This is a genomic window from Flavobacterium sp. CAN_S2 (assembly GCF_015752255.1).
Taxonomy (GTDB): domain Bacteria; phylum Bacteroidota; class Bacteroidia; order Flavobacteriales; family Flavobacteriaceae; genus Flavobacterium.
This window is the reverse complement of sequence record NZ_JADOVA010000001.1, coordinates 515,284-531,143: the sequence shown is the minus strand read 5'-3', so window position 1 is coordinate 531,143 and position 15,860 is coordinate 515,284. Positions and strand designations below refer to the sequence as shown.

15 protein-coding genes and 4 tRNA genes are annotated in these 15,860 nt (G+C 34.5%); 17 read left to right on the top strand and 2 right to left on the bottom strand.

Going from position 1 to position 15,860, the window contains the following annotated elements; translation table 11 throughout:
* Nucleotides 1-64 precede the first annotated feature (64 nt).
* Nucleotides 65-1,516, bottom strand: a complete 1,452-nt coding sequence (locus IWX80_RS02410) for an amino acid permease (RefSeq protein WP_196852012.1) — start codon at nucleotides 1,514-1,516, stop codon at nucleotides 65-67.
* Nucleotides 1,517-1,771: 255 nt separating this feature from the next.
* Here IWX80_RS02410 and IWX80_RS02405 point away from each other — a divergent pair, with 255 nt between their 5' ends.
* The gene (locus tag IWX80_RS02405; protein ID WP_196852011.1) at nucleotides 1,772-2,668 is read left to right on the top strand and encodes a ComEA family DNA-binding protein; all 897 of its coding nucleotides are present in this window, start codon (nucleotides 1,772-1,774) and stop codon (nucleotides 2,666-2,668) included.
* Between the two features lie 167 nt (nucleotides 2,669-2,835).
* Nucleotides 2,836-4,005, top strand: coding sequence for an acyl-CoA dehydrogenase family protein (locus IWX80_RS02400; protein ID WP_196852010.1), 1,170 nt, complete (start codon nucleotides 2,836-2,838; stop codon nucleotides 4,003-4,005).
* Between the two features lie 157 nt (nucleotides 4,006-4,162).
* Here the strand turns inward: IWX80_RS02400 and IWX80_RS02395 are convergent, their stop codons facing one another.
* Nucleotides 4,163-5,230: an endonuclease/exonuclease/phosphatase family protein gene (locus IWX80_RS02395; RefSeq protein ID WP_334682201.1), complete on the bottom strand. Its 1,068-nt coding sequence runs from the start codon at nucleotides 5,228-5,230 to the stop codon at nucleotides 4,163-4,165.
* 102 nt (nucleotides 5,231-5,332) lie between these two features.
* Between IWX80_RS02395 and rpsU the strand changes: the two genes are divergently transcribed.
* From rpsU to rpoB, 15 genes are all read left to right on the top strand, one after another.
* The gene (gene rpsU / locus IWX80_RS02390; RefSeq protein ID WP_196852009.1) at nucleotides 5,333-5,527 is read left to right on the top strand and encodes a 30S ribosomal protein S21; all 195 of its coding nucleotides are present in this window, start codon (nucleotides 5,333-5,335) and stop codon (nucleotides 5,525-5,527) included.
* A gap of 67 nt (nucleotides 5,528-5,594) precedes the next feature.
* The gene (locus tag IWX80_RS02385) at nucleotides 5,595-6,491 is read left to right on the top strand and encodes a tyrosine-type recombinase/integrase (protein ID WP_196852008.1); all 897 of its coding nucleotides are present in this window, start codon (nucleotides 5,595-5,597) and stop codon (nucleotides 6,489-6,491) included.
* 30 nt (nucleotides 6,492-6,521) lie between these two features.
* Nucleotides 6,522-6,824: a ribosome hibernation-promoting factor, HPF/YfiA family gene (gene hpf / locus IWX80_RS02380; RefSeq protein ID WP_121364962.1), complete on the top strand. Its 303-nt coding sequence runs from the start codon at nucleotides 6,522-6,524 to the stop codon at nucleotides 6,822-6,824.
* Between the two features lie 90 nt (nucleotides 6,825-6,914).
* Nucleotides 6,915-6,988, top strand: a tRNA-Thr gene (locus IWX80_RS02375).
* A gap of 33 nt (nucleotides 6,989-7,021) precedes the next feature.
* Nucleotides 7,022-7,102 (top strand) — tRNA-Tyr (locus tag IWX80_RS02370).
* Nucleotides 7,103-7,180: 78 nt separating this feature from the next.
* A tRNA-Thr gene (locus IWX80_RS02365) sits at nucleotides 7,181-7,252 on the top strand.
* 52 nt (nucleotides 7,253-7,304) lie between these two features.
* Entirely contained in the window at nucleotides 7,305-8,492 is a 1,188-nt protein-coding gene (tuf, locus tag IWX80_RS02360; protein WP_113637849.1) for an elongation factor Tu, read from the top strand.
* Between the two features lie 63 nt (nucleotides 8,493-8,555).
* Nucleotides 8,556-8,626, top strand: a tRNA-Trp gene (locus IWX80_RS02355).
* Between the two features lie 17 nt (nucleotides 8,627-8,643).
* Nucleotides 8,644-8,841, top strand: a complete 198-nt coding sequence (secE, locus tag IWX80_RS02350; RefSeq protein WP_066082297.1) for a preprotein translocase subunit SecE — start codon at nucleotides 8,644-8,646, stop codon at nucleotides 8,839-8,841.
* Nucleotides 8,842-8,851: 10 nt separating this feature from the next.
* Nucleotides 8,852-9,403, top strand: coding sequence for a transcription termination/antitermination protein NusG (gene nusG / locus IWX80_RS02345; RefSeq protein WP_113637847.1), 552 nt, complete (start codon nucleotides 8,852-8,854; stop codon nucleotides 9,401-9,403).
* Nucleotides 9,404-9,471: 68 nt separating this feature from the next.
* Nucleotides 9,472-9,909, top strand: a complete 438-nt coding sequence (rplK, locus tag IWX80_RS02340) for a 50S ribosomal protein L11 (RefSeq protein WP_035639405.1) — start codon at nucleotides 9,472-9,474, stop codon at nucleotides 9,907-9,909.
* A gap of 13 nt (nucleotides 9,910-9,922) precedes the next feature.
* Nucleotides 9,923-10,612, top strand: a complete 690-nt coding sequence (rplA, locus tag IWX80_RS02335) for a 50S ribosomal protein L1 (RefSeq protein ID WP_039109061.1) — start codon at nucleotides 9,923-9,925, stop codon at nucleotides 10,610-10,612.
* Between the two features lie 22 nt (nucleotides 10,613-10,634).
* A complete protein-coding gene (gene rplJ / locus IWX80_RS02330; protein WP_113637845.1) occupies nucleotides 10,635-11,147 on the top strand; it encodes a 50S ribosomal protein L10 in 513 nt (170 codons plus the stop codon).
* A 90-nt stretch (nucleotides 11,148-11,237) separates the two neighbouring features.
* Nucleotides 11,238-11,606, top strand: a complete 369-nt coding sequence (gene rplL / locus IWX80_RS02325; RefSeq protein WP_091202326.1) for a 50S ribosomal protein L7/L12 — start codon at nucleotides 11,238-11,240, stop codon at nucleotides 11,604-11,606.
* Between the two features lie 275 nt (nucleotides 11,607-11,881).
* Nucleotides 11,882-15,694: a DNA-directed RNA polymerase subunit beta gene (rpoB, locus tag IWX80_RS02320; RefSeq protein WP_113637843.1), complete on the top strand. Its 3,813-nt coding sequence runs from the start codon at nucleotides 11,882-11,884 to the stop codon at nucleotides 15,692-15,694.
* Nucleotides 15,695-15,860 lie beyond the last annotated feature (166 nt).

Below are 15,860 nucleotides of genomic sequence, written 5' to 3'. Positions count from 1 at the left end.
ATAGAAAAAGGGCTTATAAAGTAGTTGAATACTTTATAAGCCCTTTTTTAATTATGATAAGAATCTATTTATCAGGATTGTTCAATTTGCTATTTTTCTTTCCGTAGATAAAATAGATAGCAACTCCTAATGCCATCCAGATAACAAGTCTTGCCCAGCTTTCATTTGGTAATGAATACATTAAAGCCAAACAAATTAAAATACCTGCAATTGGTACATAAGGAACGAATGGTGTTTTGAATGATCTTGGTGCATCTGGCATTTTTTTACGCATTACCAAAACCCCGATGCATACTAATACGAAGGCTAATAATGTTCCGATACTCACCATGTGTCCTAAATCACTTACCGGTACAAAACCAGCAAAAAGGCTTACAAATACCATGAAGAAAAGATTTGTTTTCCATGGAGTTCTGAATTTTGAGTGAATGTCACTAAAGAATGATGGTAATAAACCATCCTTACTCATCGTGTAGAAAACACGACTTTGTCCCATTAACATCACCAACATTACAGAAGTATAACCCGCTAAAATTGCTACAATTAATCCAGTTTGTAAAAAGGTATATCCAGTTCTGGCAAATGCTGTTGCTGCTGGTTTAGCATCTCCTGCAAATTCACTGTAAGGTACAAGTCCAGTCATTACGTGTGCAAACAAGACGTATAATATTGTACAGATTACTAATGATCCTAAAATACCAATTGGCATTCCTTTTTGTGGGTTTTTTGCTTCTTGTGCAGCTGTTGAAACTGCATCAAAACCAATGAAAGCAAAGAAAACAGTTCCAGCTCCGGCAGCAATTCCTGACCATCCAAATTCTCCAAATACACCAGTGTTTTCAGGAATATATGGGGTATAATTTGCAGTGTCAATAAAGCTCCATCCTAAAACGATGAACATAATTACTACGATTACTTTAACTACAACTAAGAAGTTGTTTATCGATGCAGATTCTTTCGTTCCTCTTATCAATAATAGAGACAACATCGAAACGATAAAAATAGCAGGAAGGTTTATCATACCGCCTTCTATAATGGTTCCATCGCTTAGTTTTAAGGTTTCCCAGGGTGAACATATTAAATCATGGGGGAGGTGTATTCCGTATTTGTTTAATAATTCTAGTAAATAACGGGACCAACTCACTCCAACTGTTGCGGCTCCTAATGCATATTCAAGGACTAAATCCCATCCTATAATCCAAGCCATAAATTCTCCCATTGTAGCATAGGAGTAAGTATAAGCACTACCAGCAACTGGTATCATAGATGCGAATTCAGCATAGCAAAGTCCTGCAAATGCACATCCTACAGCAGCCAAAACAAATGAAAGTGTAACAGCAGGGCCTGCATGTTCTGCAGCGGCGATACCTGTTAATGAGAATAATCCTGCTCCAATAATTGCTCCAACTCCAAGTGCTACTAATGAACGTGAAGACAAAGTTCTTTTTAATCCTTTTTCAGATTCTGATGCTTCATTTAGCAATACCGAAAGCGGTTTAGTTTTCCAAATTGACATGGGTTATATGGTTTTGTTTGTTATTAAGCTCCAAATGTATTGTTTTTTATAAAAAATAAAAACAATAATTGAATTTTAAGTTGTAAAAAGTTATGAATTGCCTTTTTTTATATTGATTACGTATATTTTTGTTGAACAGGGCTTATTGAAAATATTGATTTTCACTTAAAATATTTTTATTTACAAAGTTATTTATCTTAATTTTATTTCTAATTTTAGGCTCATTATTTCAACGTTCAAAACCATCGGTACAACATGAGTTTCAAAACGATTCAAACTTATTTTAAGTTCTCTAAGGAACAACGCACAGGTATTTTCTTTTTGTTTCTAATTATTGTCGTTTTGCAACTGGTTTATTTTTTTGTTGATTTTAGCTCTGTGAGTAAAGAATATCCTGAAAAACAAAAATGGCTTTCTTTGCAGCCTGAAATGGATTCCCTTAAAATGGATGCTAAAAATAGCAAACCGAATATATATCTTTTCAATCCGAATTTTATATCGGATTATAAAGGATATAAATTAGGAATGTCCGTTCAGGAAATTGATCGTTTGCTGGCTTTTAGAAAAGAGAACAAATATGTGAATTCAGCTAAGGAATTTCAAAATGTGACTAAAGTGTCAGATTCTTTATTAAATGTCATGGCTCCTTATTTCAAATTTCCGGATTGGGTAAATAATAAAAAACAGAATACGAAATTTAAAGAATATACATCGTATCAAAATCAGGCTTTCGCCAAAAAAGAAAAAATTGTTCTTATTGATATAAATGAGGCTACGAAAGAGGATTTAGTAAAAATATATGGGATTGGCGATGCTATTTCTAATCGTATTTTAAAACAAAAAGAATTTTTGGGAGGATTTGTTTCCATGGAGCAAATGAAGGAGGTATGGGGATTATCTCCAGAAGTAATCGAAAATTTGAATACCCATTTCAAAGTTTTGGCTTTACCTCGATTTAAAAAAATAGAAATCAATAACGCTTCATTGAAGGAGCTTTCGCAGTTTCATTATTTCAGATACTCGCTGGCTAAGGAAATAGTAACGTACCGGAGTATGAATGGAAATATTAAGAATATTGAGGATTTAACAAAAATTAAGGGATTTCCTGTTGATAAAGCAAATTTAATTGGCTTATATTTGGACTTTAATTAGAAGTGTCAAATTTTTGGCTATTGACAGTAATATTCTAATGTATTTTAAAATAGATGTATTACTTTTCTATTCACTAATTATTTTAACCTTAAAAAAAAATAAATCTGAAACATGACTGCATCATTATGTTTCAATTAATACTATTTGTTAAAAAAAATATATAATATATGAATTCAATTTATTTCACTGAAGAACACCAAGCATTTAGAGAAAGTTTAAAAGATTTTTTGCAAAAAGAAGTTGTTCCGCATATTGAAAAATGGGAAAAAACAGGTACGATAGAGCGCTTTATTTGGGAGAAATTTGGCGAGATGGGATACTTTGGTATTGCATATCCAGAGGCTTATGGCGGTTTAGGTCTAGATTTATTTTATACTGTTATTTTTCTGGAGGAATTACAAAAAATTAAGTCATCAGGTTTTGCTGCTGCAATGTGGGCTCATGGATATTTAGCGATGACCCATTTGAATGCAGAGGGTGACGAAAGAATAAAACAAGACTACTTAGTGCCAAGTATTGCTGGAAAGAAAATAGGTGCTTTATGTATTTCAGAGCCTTTTGGAGGTAGTGATGTTGCGGGAATGCGTACTAACGCCGTGAAAAAAGGAGACAAATATATTATCAATGGTTCTAAAACATTTATTACAAACGGTGTTTATGCAGACTATTATATTGTTGCGGCTAAAACTAATCCTGAACTCGGTAACAAAGGGATTAGCATCTTTTTGATGGATACTGGTTTAAAAGGTATATCTGCTGTAAAGCTAGATAAATTAGGTTGGAGAGCATCAGATACAGCTGAAATCGCCTTTGATAATGTAGAAATCCCTGCTGAAAACTTAATGGGCGAAGAGGGGAAAGGATTTCCTTATATCATGCAGCATTTTGCTTTGGAGCGTTTAATTATGGCGATAAACGCACATGCTAGAGCTGAATATGCGATAGATTATACCATAGATTACATGTCACATAGAGAAGCGTTCGGAAAAAAAATCAGCAAGTTTCAAGCATTGAGACATACACTTGTTGAGCATGCTACAGAGGTAGAACATTGTAAAGTGTTTAACTATGCCGCTGTCGCTCGTTTAGATAAAGGAGAATATGTTGTCAAGGAGGCTACCATGGCTAAGCTGAAATCCACAAAAGTGGCAGATGATACTATTTACAGTTGCTTACAAATGTTAGGTGGTTATGGTTATATGGAGGAGTATCCATTAGCACGATTGTTTAGAGACAGTCGTTTAGGACCAATAGGCGGTGGAACTTCAGAAATTCTTAAAGAGATTTTAGGAAAAATGATTATCGATAATCAAAATTATGAGCCAGCTGTAAAATAATAGCTTACCGATAATTAATTTAGATAAAGAACTGCGCGTAATGAAGAATTTCTAAATTATTTCTTTTCGGAGAGGAATTACTGAAATTAAAAAAATAATGATTTACAGAAATTTGTTGGAAGCGCAAGCGTTTTAAAACCATAAAAAAAAGCGATAATCAGTTACGATTGTCGCTTTTTTCATTTATGCCTTCTGTGATTATTTCTTGAACTACCTCGTGTTCTCCCTCTTCTAAGTTTTCTGTTAAATGTTCTTGTTCAGAAGCTTTCTTGTTGATGAAAAATTTTGCATATATCGGAAAATGATCAGATCCGAAATGTTCTAAACTTTTTAATTCATCAATAAATACATCTGACGTGTGAAACATCAAGTCAATAGGAAATCTTAAAAACCAGTATTTGGTATGAAAACTTGAAATAAATCCTCTGCCAATTCTTCCGTCTATTGTCTCGCTAGTTTTTCTAAATAAGATGGAGGATTTTGCCCAAGCCACATTGTTAAAATCCCCAACTACAACACAAGTATTAGCGTTTTGTTTTATTTTTTTTGCGATACTCAAAAGTTCTCCATCACGCTCTTTGGAATTTTCTTCCTCAGTAGGACTTGGAGGTGGTGGATGGACGGCAAAGAAAGTGAATTCAAAATTGTCTGCAGTTCTTATTTTTGCTTCAATGCTGGGCAGATCATCCGCTACAAAATAATGAACACTTTGATTTGTTATTTTTAATTTAGAATATAAATGCATGCCATACGTATTGTCTAAGGCTACTTTGATATTGTATTTGTATTTGTGATCCAAAACTGAGAGTGCCTTTTCCCAATTTTTATCAGATTCCATGGTTAAAAAAATATCCGGATTGTATTTATTAATCAGAGCTATAAATTGTTCATATTCTTTATTTTCTTGAAATACGTTTGCCGAAATGACTGTAATTATTTCTGAAGAAATGTCACAAGGTTCTTTTTGTACTGACTTGTGAAATGAAGTGTACTTGTAAAGGGTTGTAAGATGCCCTATAATGCTTATTAAAGTCAATACCTGAAGAATGCGTATCCAAACATCATATTCATCTATTAAGATAATGCTAAAGATTAAAGTTGTAATCTGTAAAATAAGTATTTGAATTTTCCCAAACTCAAAAAACCTATAGAACCAGTGTGTCAGTGGCATATAGGGTAAAGTACTTGCAAAAAGGAGTAGAATAGAAATTACAATAAACCACATAAACTAGATTTTATTGGTAAAAATAAATAAAATTATGCAAATACTTGTTAGTTCACTTTATTATCCTACTTTTGCAGTCTAAAGAAAGGGGGTGTCTATATTATGTTAATTATACCAATTAAAGACGGAGAAAATATCGATAGAGCGTTAAAACGTTACAAAAGAAAATTTGATAAAACAGGAACTGTTCGTCAACTAAGAGCACGTACTGCTTTTATTAAGCCTTCAGTAACAAATAGAATCAAAATTCAAAAAGCGGCTTATATCCAAAATATGAGAGATAACTTAGAGGGTTAGTCGATTCCATTAAATAAAATACCGTTAGTCATCAAAATTTTATAACTTTGATGCTAACGGTTTTTTTATGTCCACAAATAAAGACGCATTTCGAGATTATCTCTCTTTGGAGAAAAAATATTCTCCTCATACAATAACAGCTTATTGTAACGATATTAATTCTTTTGAGTCATTCAATAAAATTCATTTTGATCAGGATAATATCGAACAAGTGAATTACGGCCAAATTAGAAATTGGATAGTTTCATTAGTTGATGACTCAGTGTCTAATGTTTCGGTAAATAGAAAAATTGCATCCTTAAAAGCATTTTATAAATTTCTATTAAAAACAAAACAAATAGAAGTTAGTCCGCTTTTGAAACACAAAGCACTCAAAATTCCTAAAATAATACAGATTCCTTTTTCTGAAAAGGAAATGACGGCAGTTTTGGATCAAATGCAAAGCATGGTCGGATTTGAAGGGATTAGAAATAAGCTTATAATTGATTTATTGTACACCACAGGAGTTCGAAGGGCGGAATTGATTCATCTAAAAATGGAAAATGTTGATTTATCATCTAATATAATTAAGGTTTTAGGAAAACGAAATAAAGAGCGTATTATTCCGGTGTTGCCAATAATTTCAAATCAGTTTTCTTTATACGTAAAAGAAAGAACTTCGTTGTCGACTATAGTTGATAATGATTATTTTTTTCTCACAAAAAAAGGGTTAAAATTAAATGAATCCTTTGTGTATCGTCTAATAAATTCTTACTTTAGTACTGTGTCGGAAAAAGTGAAAAAAAGTCCTCACATTTTACGACATACTTTTGCTACGCATTTATTAAATAATGGAGCAGATTTGAATTCGGTGAAAGAATTATTGGGACATTCCAGTTTGGCATCTACTCAAATATATACGCACAACAGTTTAGCGGAACTAAAAACTATATATAAAGATGCTCATCCGCGGGGAAAGAAATGATTTAGTGTTTAACAATTAAAAAAGATGATTATGAAGGTAAGTGTTCATGCAGTTAACTTTACTGTTGACAAAAAGCTAGTAGATTTTGTTCAAGAAAGATTGGATAAGTTGGAAAAGTATTATGACAAAGTCGTGTCAGCGGATGTTTTTTTGAAAGTTGAAAAGACAAGTGATAAAGAGAATAAAATTGCAGAGGTGAAAATCAATGTTCCTGGAGATGATTTTTTAGTAAAAAAACAGTGCAAAACTTTTGAAGAAGCTGTGGAACTTTCTGCAGAATCTCTAGAACGAATGTTGGTAAAAAGAAAAGAAAAGATAAGTTCTCATATTTAATATAAATTTTTTCGAAAAAATGTTTTGATTGAGAGATAAAATCTCTACATTTGCAGTCCGTTAGAAATAGCGGACTTTTTTTATTGATTCGCCAGCGTAGCTCAGTTGGCTAGAGCAGCTGATTTGTAATCAGCAGGTCGTGGGTTCGAGTCCCTCCGCCGGCTCAAGACTGTAAAGGTTTGATAATATAAAAAGTAGGGGAGATACTCAAGCGGCCAACGAGGGCAGACTGTAAATCTGCTGTGTGAACTTCGCAGGTTCGAATCCTGCTCTCCCCACTAAGATTAATCTTAGGTTGCAATAGGTAGATTTAATAGTCTGAGCATTGTGGTTTAAGCTCTTTGATAAGGGGTTCTGCCGACTTAGCTCAGAGGTAGAGTGCTTCCTTGGTAAGGAAGAGGTCACGGGTTCAATTCCCGTAGTTGGCTCAAGTAAGTAGGAAATAAAAATTAATATATAACAAGATTAAAATTAAGTAAAATGGCAAAAGAAACCTTTAACCGTTCGAAACCACACTTAAATATTGGTACGATCGGACACGTAGATCACGGTAAAACTACTTTAACAGCAGCAATCACAAAAGTATTATCTGATGCTGGTTACTGTCAAGCAAAATCATTTGATCAAATTGATAATGCTCCTGAAGAAAAAGAAAGAGGTATTACAATTAATACATCTCACGTTGAGTATGAAACTGCTAATCGTCATTACGCTCACGTTGACTGTCCAGGTCACGCGGATTACGTAAAAAACATGGTTACAGGAGCTGCTCAAATGGATGGTGCTATTCTTGTGGTAGCTGCAACTGATGGACCAATGCCACAAACACGTGAGCATATTCTTTTAGGACGTCAGGTTGGTATTCCTAGAATGGTTGTATTCATGAATAAAGTGGATATGGTTGATGATGAGGAATTATTGGAACTTGTTGAAATGGAAATTAGAGACTTATTGTCTTTCTATGAATATGATGGTGATAATTGTCCAGTTGTTCAAGGTTCTGCTTTGGGTGGATTGAACAATGATCCAGTTTGGGTGCCAAAAATTATTGAATTGATGGCTGCTGTAGATTCTTGGATCGAAGAGCCAATTCGTGATACTGAAAAACCATTCTTGATGCCGGTTGAAGATGTATTTACAATTACTGGTCGTGGAACTGTTGCTACAGGTCGTATCGAAACAGGTATTGCTAATACAGGAGATGCTGTTGAAATCATTGGTATGGGAGCTGAAAAATTAACTTCTACTATTACAGGAGTTGAGATGTTCCGTAAAATCCTTGATAGAGGTGAAGCAGGAGATAACGTAGGTTTATTGTTGCGTGGTGTTGATAAAGAATCTATCAAAAGAGGAATGGTTATCATTAAGCCAGGTTCAGTTAAGCCACACGCTACTTTCAAAGCTGAGGTTTATATCTTGAAAAAAGAAGAAGGTGGTCGTCATACACCATTCCATAATAACTACCGTCCACAGTTTTACGTTCGTACAACTGACGTAACAGGAGTTATTACTTTACCAGAAGGTGTAGAGATGGTAATGCCAGGAGACAACTTAACTATTAATGTTTCTTTGTTAAGCCCAATCGCAATGAGCGTTGGTTTACGTTTCGCTATCCGTGAAGGTGGTAGAACTGTAGGTGCTGGACAAGTAACTGAGATTGTAGGTTAATATCCTAAAAATTATATAAAGCCAGTTGATTTTCATAACTGAAAAATCGCTGGCTTTTAACTAACGGGCGTAGTTCAAGGGTAGAATAGCGGTCTCCAAAACCGTTGATGGGGGTTCGAATCCCTCCGCCCGTGCAAAAAAATAAATCATAATGACAAAAGTTGTAAATTACATATCAGAAGCATTTGAGGAATTAAAGTCAAATGTAACTTGGCCAGCTTGGCCTGAGGTACAACGTCTAACGATTGTTGTTGCTGTTTTTTCAGTATTATTCGCCTTGGCAACTTGGGGAGTTGATGAAATTTTCGCAAAAGCTTTAGCTGGATTTTTTAACTGGATAAAAGCTTAATTTTTTTGTTATGGCAGATAATAGTATTAAAAAATGGTATGTCGTTAGAGCAGTAAGCGGACAGGAAAACAAAGTGAAAGCATACATCGAAACTGAAATCGCAAGGTTAGGTATGGGTGATTATGTTTCGCAAGTTTTAGTTCCTACTGAAAAAGTCGTTACTGTGAAAGAAGGGAAAAAAATAATCAAAGACAAAGTTTATTTTCCTGGTTATGTTATGATTGAAGCGAATCTTATTGGTGAAATACCTCATATTATCAAGTCTATAACAAGCGTTATTGGTTTTTTAGGTGAAATTAAAGGTGGAGAACCTGTTCCTTTGAGAATTTCAGAAGTAAACAGAATGTTAGGTAAAGTAGATGAGTTGGCTGTTAATACAGATACCCGTTCAATTCCTTTCAATATCGGAGAAACAATTAAGGTTATTGATGGACCTTTTAATGGTTTCAACGGTACTGTTGAAAAAATAAATGAAGAAAAGCGTAAACTTGAAGTGATGGTTAAGATTTTCGGAAGAAAAACACCGTTGGAGTTGAGTTTTATGCAAGTTGAAAAAGTATAATTTTTTGTTACATCTATAATATCCATTATGATCGCTTCCAATGATTGTAATGTTAAATTTTTTAAAAAATGGCTAAAGAAATTAGTAAGGTAGTTAAACTACAAGTTAAGGGAGGTGCTGCGAATCCGTCGCCACCGGTTGGACCTGCTTTAGGAGCTGCTGGGGTAAACATCATGGAATTCTGTAAGCAATTTAATGCTAGAACTCAAGATAAACCCGGCAAAATATGCCCAGTACAAATTACTGTGTATAAAGACAAATCATTTGATTTTGTTGTAAAAACTCCTCCAGCTGCTGTCCAGTTATTGGAAGCTGCAAAGCTAAAGTCAGGATCAGGTGAACCAAATCGTAAAAAAGTAGCAAGCGTTACTTGGGACGTTATCAAAGCAATCGCTGAAGATAAAATGGTAGATTTAAATGCATTCACAATCGAATCTGCTATGAGCATGATTGCTGGAACTGCTAGGTCTATGGGTATAACTGTATCAGGAGATTCTCCTTTTTAATTAAGAGAAAGACATGGCAAAATTGACAAAAAAGCAAAAAGAGGCTGCTTCAAAAATTGAAAAGAACAAACTATATTCTCTTAAAGATGCTGCGGCATTGATAAAAGTAGTTGCTTCTGCAAAATTTGATGAGTCTGTTGATATCGCAGTACGTTTGGGTGTAGATCCAAGAAAAGCGAATCAAATGGTTAGAGGTGTGGTAACATTGCCTCATGGAACTGGTAAAGACGTTAAAGTATTAGCATTAGTTACTCCAGATAAAGAAGCGGAAGCTTTAGCAGCTGGTGCAGACTATGTAGGTCTTGACGATTATTTACAAAAAATTAAAGACGGTTGGACAGATGTTGATGTTATCATCACTATGCCTTCTGTTATGGGTAAATTAGGTCCATTAGGTCGTATATTAGGGCCTAGAGGTTTAATGCCAAACCCTAAAACGGGTACTGTAACTATGGATGTTGCAAAAGCTGTTCAAGAGGTTAAAGCTGGTAAAATTGACTTTAAAGTTGACAAAACTGGTATTGTGCATGCAGGAATTGGTAAAATTTCTTTTGGTAGCGAGCAAATCGTTGACAATGCGCACGAAATTATTCAAACATTAATCAAACTTAAGCCAACTGCTGCTAAAGGAACATACATCAAAAGTATTTACCTAACTAGTACTATGAGTCCTGCAATTGCATTGGACCCTAAAGCAGTATAATTGGTAGTTAAAAATTTTTAGTATGACTAGAGAAGAAAAATCAATCGCGATTGAAGTTTTAACTGCACAGTTAGCTGGTACAAACATTGTTTATGTATCTGATATTTCTGGAATGAATGCAGAAACAACTTCAAACTTGAGAAGAGCTTGCTTTAAAGCAGGTATAAAATTAGAAGTAGTTAAAAATACTTTGCTTGCAAAAGCAATGGAAGCTTCAGCTAATGATTATGGAGATTTACCTTCAGTTTTGACTGGTAATAGCGCTATATTCATTTCTGAAATAGCAAACGCTCCTGGTAAAATTATCAAAGATTTCAGAAAAAAATCAGCTAAACCTATTTTAAAGGGAGCTTATATTAACTCTGAAGTTTATATTGGAGACGATCAATTAGATGCACTAGCAACTATTAAATCTAAAGAAGAGCTTATCGGCGAACTTATTGGATTATTGCAGTCACCAGCACAAAGAGTTATTTCTGCTCTTCAAAACCAATTCGCAAAAAGCGAAGAGGCTACAGAAGAAGTGGAAGCATAATGAAAATAGGGTTTTACTCTAATTTTATTTAAAAAACGCGCACAATAAATAAATTATATTTTTACAAATCATTTTAAAACGATAGAAAAAATGGCAGATTTGAAACAATTCGCAGAACAATTAGTTAACCTAACAGTAAAAGAAGTTAACGAATTAGCAACAATATTAAAAGATGAGTACGGAATCGAACCAGCTGCTGCAGCTGTAGTAGTTTCAGGTGGTGGTGAAGCTGCTGCTGAAGAAGTTCAAACAGAATTTACAGTTGTATTGAAAGAAGCTGGTTCTTCTAAATTAGCAGTTGTAAAATTAGTTAAAGAACTTACAGGTTTAGGTTTGAAAGAAGCTAAAGATGTAGTTGATAGCGCACCAAGTAATGTAAAAGAAGGTGTTTCTAAAGAAGAGGCTGAAGGTCTTAAAAAATCTTTAGAAGAAGCTGGAGCTGTTGTTGAGCTTAAATAGTTAAACTCAGTTTAAAGAATAAGGTTTAGGTCTTGGGTTTAGTCACCCAATGACCTAAACCATTTTTCGTATAACAAAAGTCTAGCTTGCGCAATTGAAGTTTAGTCTTTTAAATCAAATTCATTTTACCCATTACGAGGAAAAAAAATTAACAGATAATAAGAAAGTAGTTATCTTAAATTGGTTTTTAAAGATGTAATGGTTGTAAAAGAAAAGTATAAATAGTCAATATTTGTACAAAAAAATTACTTTTTTAATCAAAATTTTGTCCATTGATGATAACAAATCAGACTGAAAGATTGAATTTTGCCTCTACAAAAAACATCCCTGACTATCCAGATTTTCTAGATGTTCAGGTTAAATCGTTTAAAGATTTTTTTCAATTAGAAACTAAATCTGACGAAAGAGGCGACGAAGGGCTTTACAATACCTTCATGGAAAATTTCCCAATTACTGATACAAGAAATAACTTTGTATTGGAATTCCTTGATTACTTTGTTGATCCACCTCGTTATACAATTCAAGAATGTATAGAAAGAGGTCTAACCTATAGTGTGCCTTTAAAAGCAAGGTTAAAACTATATTGTACGGATCCAGAACATGAAGATTTTGAAACTATTGTTCAAGATGTTTATCTTGGTACAATTCCTTATATGACGCCGAGTGGTACCTTTGTTATTAATGGTGCTGAGCGTGTAGTTGTTTCTCAATTACACAGATCTCCTGGTGTTTTCTTTGGTCAATCATTCCATGCAAATGGTACAAAATTGTATTCTGCCCGAGTAATTCCTTTTAAAGGTTCTTGGATAGAATTCTCTACGGATATAAACAGTGTAATGTATGCTTATATCGACAGAAAGAAAAAATTACCTGTAACTACTTTATTCCGTGCTATTGGATTCGAAAGAGACAAGGATATCCTTGAGATTTTTGATCTTGCAGAGGAAATTAAAGTTTCTAAAACAGGACTTAAAAAATATATCGGTAGAAAATTAGCTGCTCGTGTATTGAATACTTGGCATGAAGATTTCGTAGATGAAGACACTGGTGAAGTAGTTTCTATCGAACGTAACGAAATAATCCTTGATAGAGATACTATTATCGACAAAGATAATGTGGAAGAAATCATTGATTCTAACGTTAAATCTATTTTGCTTCATAAAGAAGATGCTAATCAAGGTGATTATGCTATCATCCATAATACGTTGCAAAAAGATCCAACAAACTCTGAAAAAGAGGCTGTTGAGCATATCTACAGACAATTACGTAACGCTGAACCGCCTGATGAAGAAACGGCGCGTGGTATTATAGATAAATTATTCTTCTCTGACCAACGTTACAACTTAGGTGAAGTAGGTCGTTACAGAATTAATAAAAAATTAGGGTTAGATACTCCAATGGAAAAGCAAGTCTTGACCAAAGAAGATATCATAACTATTGTGAAATATTTGATCGAATTGATCAACTCTAAAGCAGAGATTGATGATATTGATCACTTGTCAAACCGTCGTGTAAGAACAGTTGGAGAACAATTGTCTCAACAATTCGGTGTTGGTTTAGCGCGTATGGCTAGAACTATTCGTGAGAGAATGAACGTTAGAGATAACGAGGTGTTTACACCAATAGATTTGATTAATGCTAAAACATTATCGTCTGTTATTAACTCTTTCTTTGGTACAAATCAGTTGTCTCAGTTTATGGATCAAACGAATCCACTTGCCGAGATTACGCACAAGAGAAGATTATCTGCACTAGGACCAGGTGGACTTTCGAGAGAGAGAGCTGGGTTTGAGGTACGTGACGTTCACTATACGCATTACGGACGTTTATGTCCAATTGAAACTCCAGAGGGACCAAACATTGGTTTGATTTCATCTCTTGGTGTTTATGCTAAAGTAAACGGAATGGGTTTCATTGAAACACCTTACCGTAAAGTAACTAACGGAGTTGTAGATTTAGAGTCTACTCCAGTTTACTTAAGTGCTGAAGAAGAAGAAGGAATGTTAATTGCTCAAGCAAACATTCAAATGGATGCTACTGGTAAAATTACTGCCGAAGACGTTATTGCACGTCAAGAAGGTGATTTCCCAGTAATTGAACCATCAAAAGTAGATTATACAGATGTTGCCCCTAACCAAATTGCTTCGATTTCTGCATCTTTGATTCCTTTCTTGGAACATGATGATGCGAATAGAGCTTTGATGGGATCTAACATGATGCGTCAGGCCGTACCATTAATTCGTCCTGAAGCTCCAATTGTTGGAACTGGTTTAGAGCGTCAAGTAGCTTCTGATTCTAGAGTATTGATTAATGCTGAAGGAGATGGAGTTATAGAATATGTAGATGCAAATATCATCACTATCAAATACGACCGTTCTGAAGAAGAAAGAATGGTAAGTTTTGAGCCAGATGAAAAAACATACAATCTAATTAAATTTAGAAAAACCAATCAAGGTACAAGTATCAACCTTAAACCTATCGTAAGAAAAGGGGATAGAGTGGTTCCTGGACAAGTATTATCTGAAGGATATGCGACTCAAAATGGTGAATTAGCTTTAGGTCGTAACCTAAAAGTTGCATTTATGCCGTGGAAAGGATACAACTTCGAGGATGCGATTGTAATTTCTGAAAAAGTAGTTCGTGACGATATTTTTACCTCTATTCACGTGGATGATTATTCATTAGAAGTTAGAGATACTAAGTTAGGTAACGAAGAGTTGACGAACGATATACCGAACGTTTCTGAAGAAGCTACTAAAGATTTAGATGAAAATGGTATGATTAGAATTGGAGCCGAGGTTAAACCTGGTGACATTTTGATCGGAAAAATTACTCCAAAAGGAGAATCAGATCCTACTCCAGAAGAGAAATTGCTTCGTGCAATCTTCGGAGACAAAGCAGGTGATGTAAAAGATGCTTCATTAAAAGCGTCTCCTTCTTTACACGGTGTTGTTTTAGACAAAAAATTGTTCGCAAGAGCAGTGAAAGATAAACGTAAACGTACTCAGGACAAGGATGCTTTAGGAGCACTTGAAATGGAGTTTGAAGTTAAATTTGTTGAATTAAAAGACAAATTAGTAGAAAAACTTTTCTTGATCGTAAACGGAAAAACATCTCAAGGTGTAATGAATGATTTGGGTGAGGAAGTTTTACCAAAAGGTAAAAAATACACACAAAAAATGCTTTATGCTGTTGAAGATTTTGCTCACTTAAGTAAAGGTCAATGGGTTGCTGATGATGCAGCTAATAAAATGGTTAATGATTTGATTCATAACTATAAAATTAAATTGAACGATTTACAAGGTGCATTACGTAGAGAGAAATTCACTATTACTGTTGGAGATGAATTGCCAGCAGGAATCTTGAAATTAGCGAAAGTATATATTGCCAAAAAACGTAAGTTGAAAGTTGGGGATAAAATGGCGGGACGTCACGGTAACAAAGGTATTGTTGCTCGTATCGTTCGTCATGAAGATATGCCTTTCCTTGAAGACGGAACACCAGTTGATATTGTGTTGAACCCATTAGGTGTACCTTCACGTATGAACATTGGTCAAATTTATGAAACGGTACTTGGTTGGGCTGGTATGAACTTGGGTAGAAAATTTGCTACACCAATTTTTGACGGAGCAACATTGGATCAAATCAATGAATTGACTGACGAAGCTGGAATACCACGTTTTGGACATACACATTTATATGATGGTGGTACAGGAGAGCGTTTCCATCAAGCGGCAACAGTAGGAGTTATCTACATGTTGAAACTTGGACACATGGTTGACGATAAAATGCACGCACGTTCTATAGGTCCATACTCGTTGATTACTCAACAACCACTTGGAGGTAAAGCTCAATTTGGAGGTCAGCGTTTTGGAGAGATGGAGGTTTGGGCACTTGAAGCTTATGGAGCATCAAGTACACTTAGAGAAATCTTGACTGTGAAGTCTGATGATGTTATTGGTAGAGCAAAAACTTACGAAGCTATCGTAAAAGGTGAATCTATGCCAGAACCAGGATTACCAGAATCATTCAATGTATTGATGCATGAATTGAAAGGTCTTGGACTTGACATTCGTTTAGAAGAATAAAAAAAGTTTTCAGTATTCAGTTTTTAGGTAGCAATACCTGAAAACTGATTACTCATTTATAAGAGTTTTTAGGATTTAGACCCGTAAACCGTTCCGATTTTTTATAAAGTCTCAAAAGATTTTATAACTAGCACTTCAAAAATTTGTTGAAGTTTAGAGAAGTAAT

What these genes read in the sequence shown, in the direction of transcription:
- IWX80_RS02410 (WP_196852012.1), bottom strand. Translation starts at nt 1,516, where the DNA reads ATGTCAATTTGGAAAACTAAACCGCTTTCGGTATTGCTAAATGAAGCA.
- IWX80_RS02405 (WP_196852011.1), top strand. Translation starts at nt 1,772, where the DNA reads ATGAGTTTCAAAACGATTCAAACTTATTTTAAGTTCTCTAAGGAACAA.
- IWX80_RS02400 (WP_196852010.1), top strand. Translation starts at nt 2,836, where the DNA reads ATGAATTCAATTTATTTCACTGAAGAACACCAAGCATTTAGAGAAAGT.
- IWX80_RS02395 (WP_334682201.1), bottom strand. Translation starts at nt 5,230, where the DNA reads ATGTGGTTTATTGTAATTTCTATTCTACTCCTTTTTGCAAGTACTTTA.
- rpsU (WP_196852009.1), top strand. Translation starts at nt 5,333, where the DNA reads ATGTTAATTATACCAATTAAAGACGGAGAAAATATCGATAGAGCGTTA.
- IWX80_RS02385 (WP_196852008.1), top strand. Translation starts at nt 5,595, where the DNA reads ATGTCCACAAATAAAGACGCATTTCGAGATTATCTCTCTTTGGAGAAA.
- hpf (WP_121364962.1), top strand. Translation starts at nt 6,522, where the DNA reads ATGAAGGTAAGTGTTCATGCAGTTAACTTTACTGTTGACAAAAAGCTA.
- tuf (WP_113637849.1), top strand. Translation starts at nt 7,305, where the DNA reads ATGGCAAAAGAAACCTTTAACCGTTCGAAACCACACTTAAATATTGGT.
- secE (WP_066082297.1), top strand. Translation starts at nt 8,644, where the DNA reads ATGACAAAAGTTGTAAATTACATATCAGAAGCATTTGAGGAATTAAAG.
- nusG (WP_113637847.1), top strand. Translation starts at nt 8,852, where the DNA reads ATGGCAGATAATAGTATTAAAAAATGGTATGTCGTTAGAGCAGTAAGC.
- rplK (WP_035639405.1), top strand. Translation starts at nt 9,472, where the DNA reads ATGGCTAAAGAAATTAGTAAGGTAGTTAAACTACAAGTTAAGGGAGGT.
- rplA (WP_039109061.1), top strand. Translation starts at nt 9,923, where the DNA reads ATGGCAAAATTGACAAAAAAGCAAAAAGAGGCTGCTTCAAAAATTGAA.
- rplJ (WP_113637845.1), top strand. Translation starts at nt 10,635, where the DNA reads ATGACTAGAGAAGAAAAATCAATCGCGATTGAAGTTTTAACTGCACAG.
- rplL (WP_091202326.1), top strand. Translation starts at nt 11,238, where the DNA reads ATGGCAGATTTGAAACAATTCGCAGAACAATTAGTTAACCTAACAGTA.
- rpoB (WP_113637843.1), top strand. Translation starts at nt 11,882, where the DNA reads ATGATAACAAATCAGACTGAAAGATTGAATTTTGCCTCTACAAAAAAC.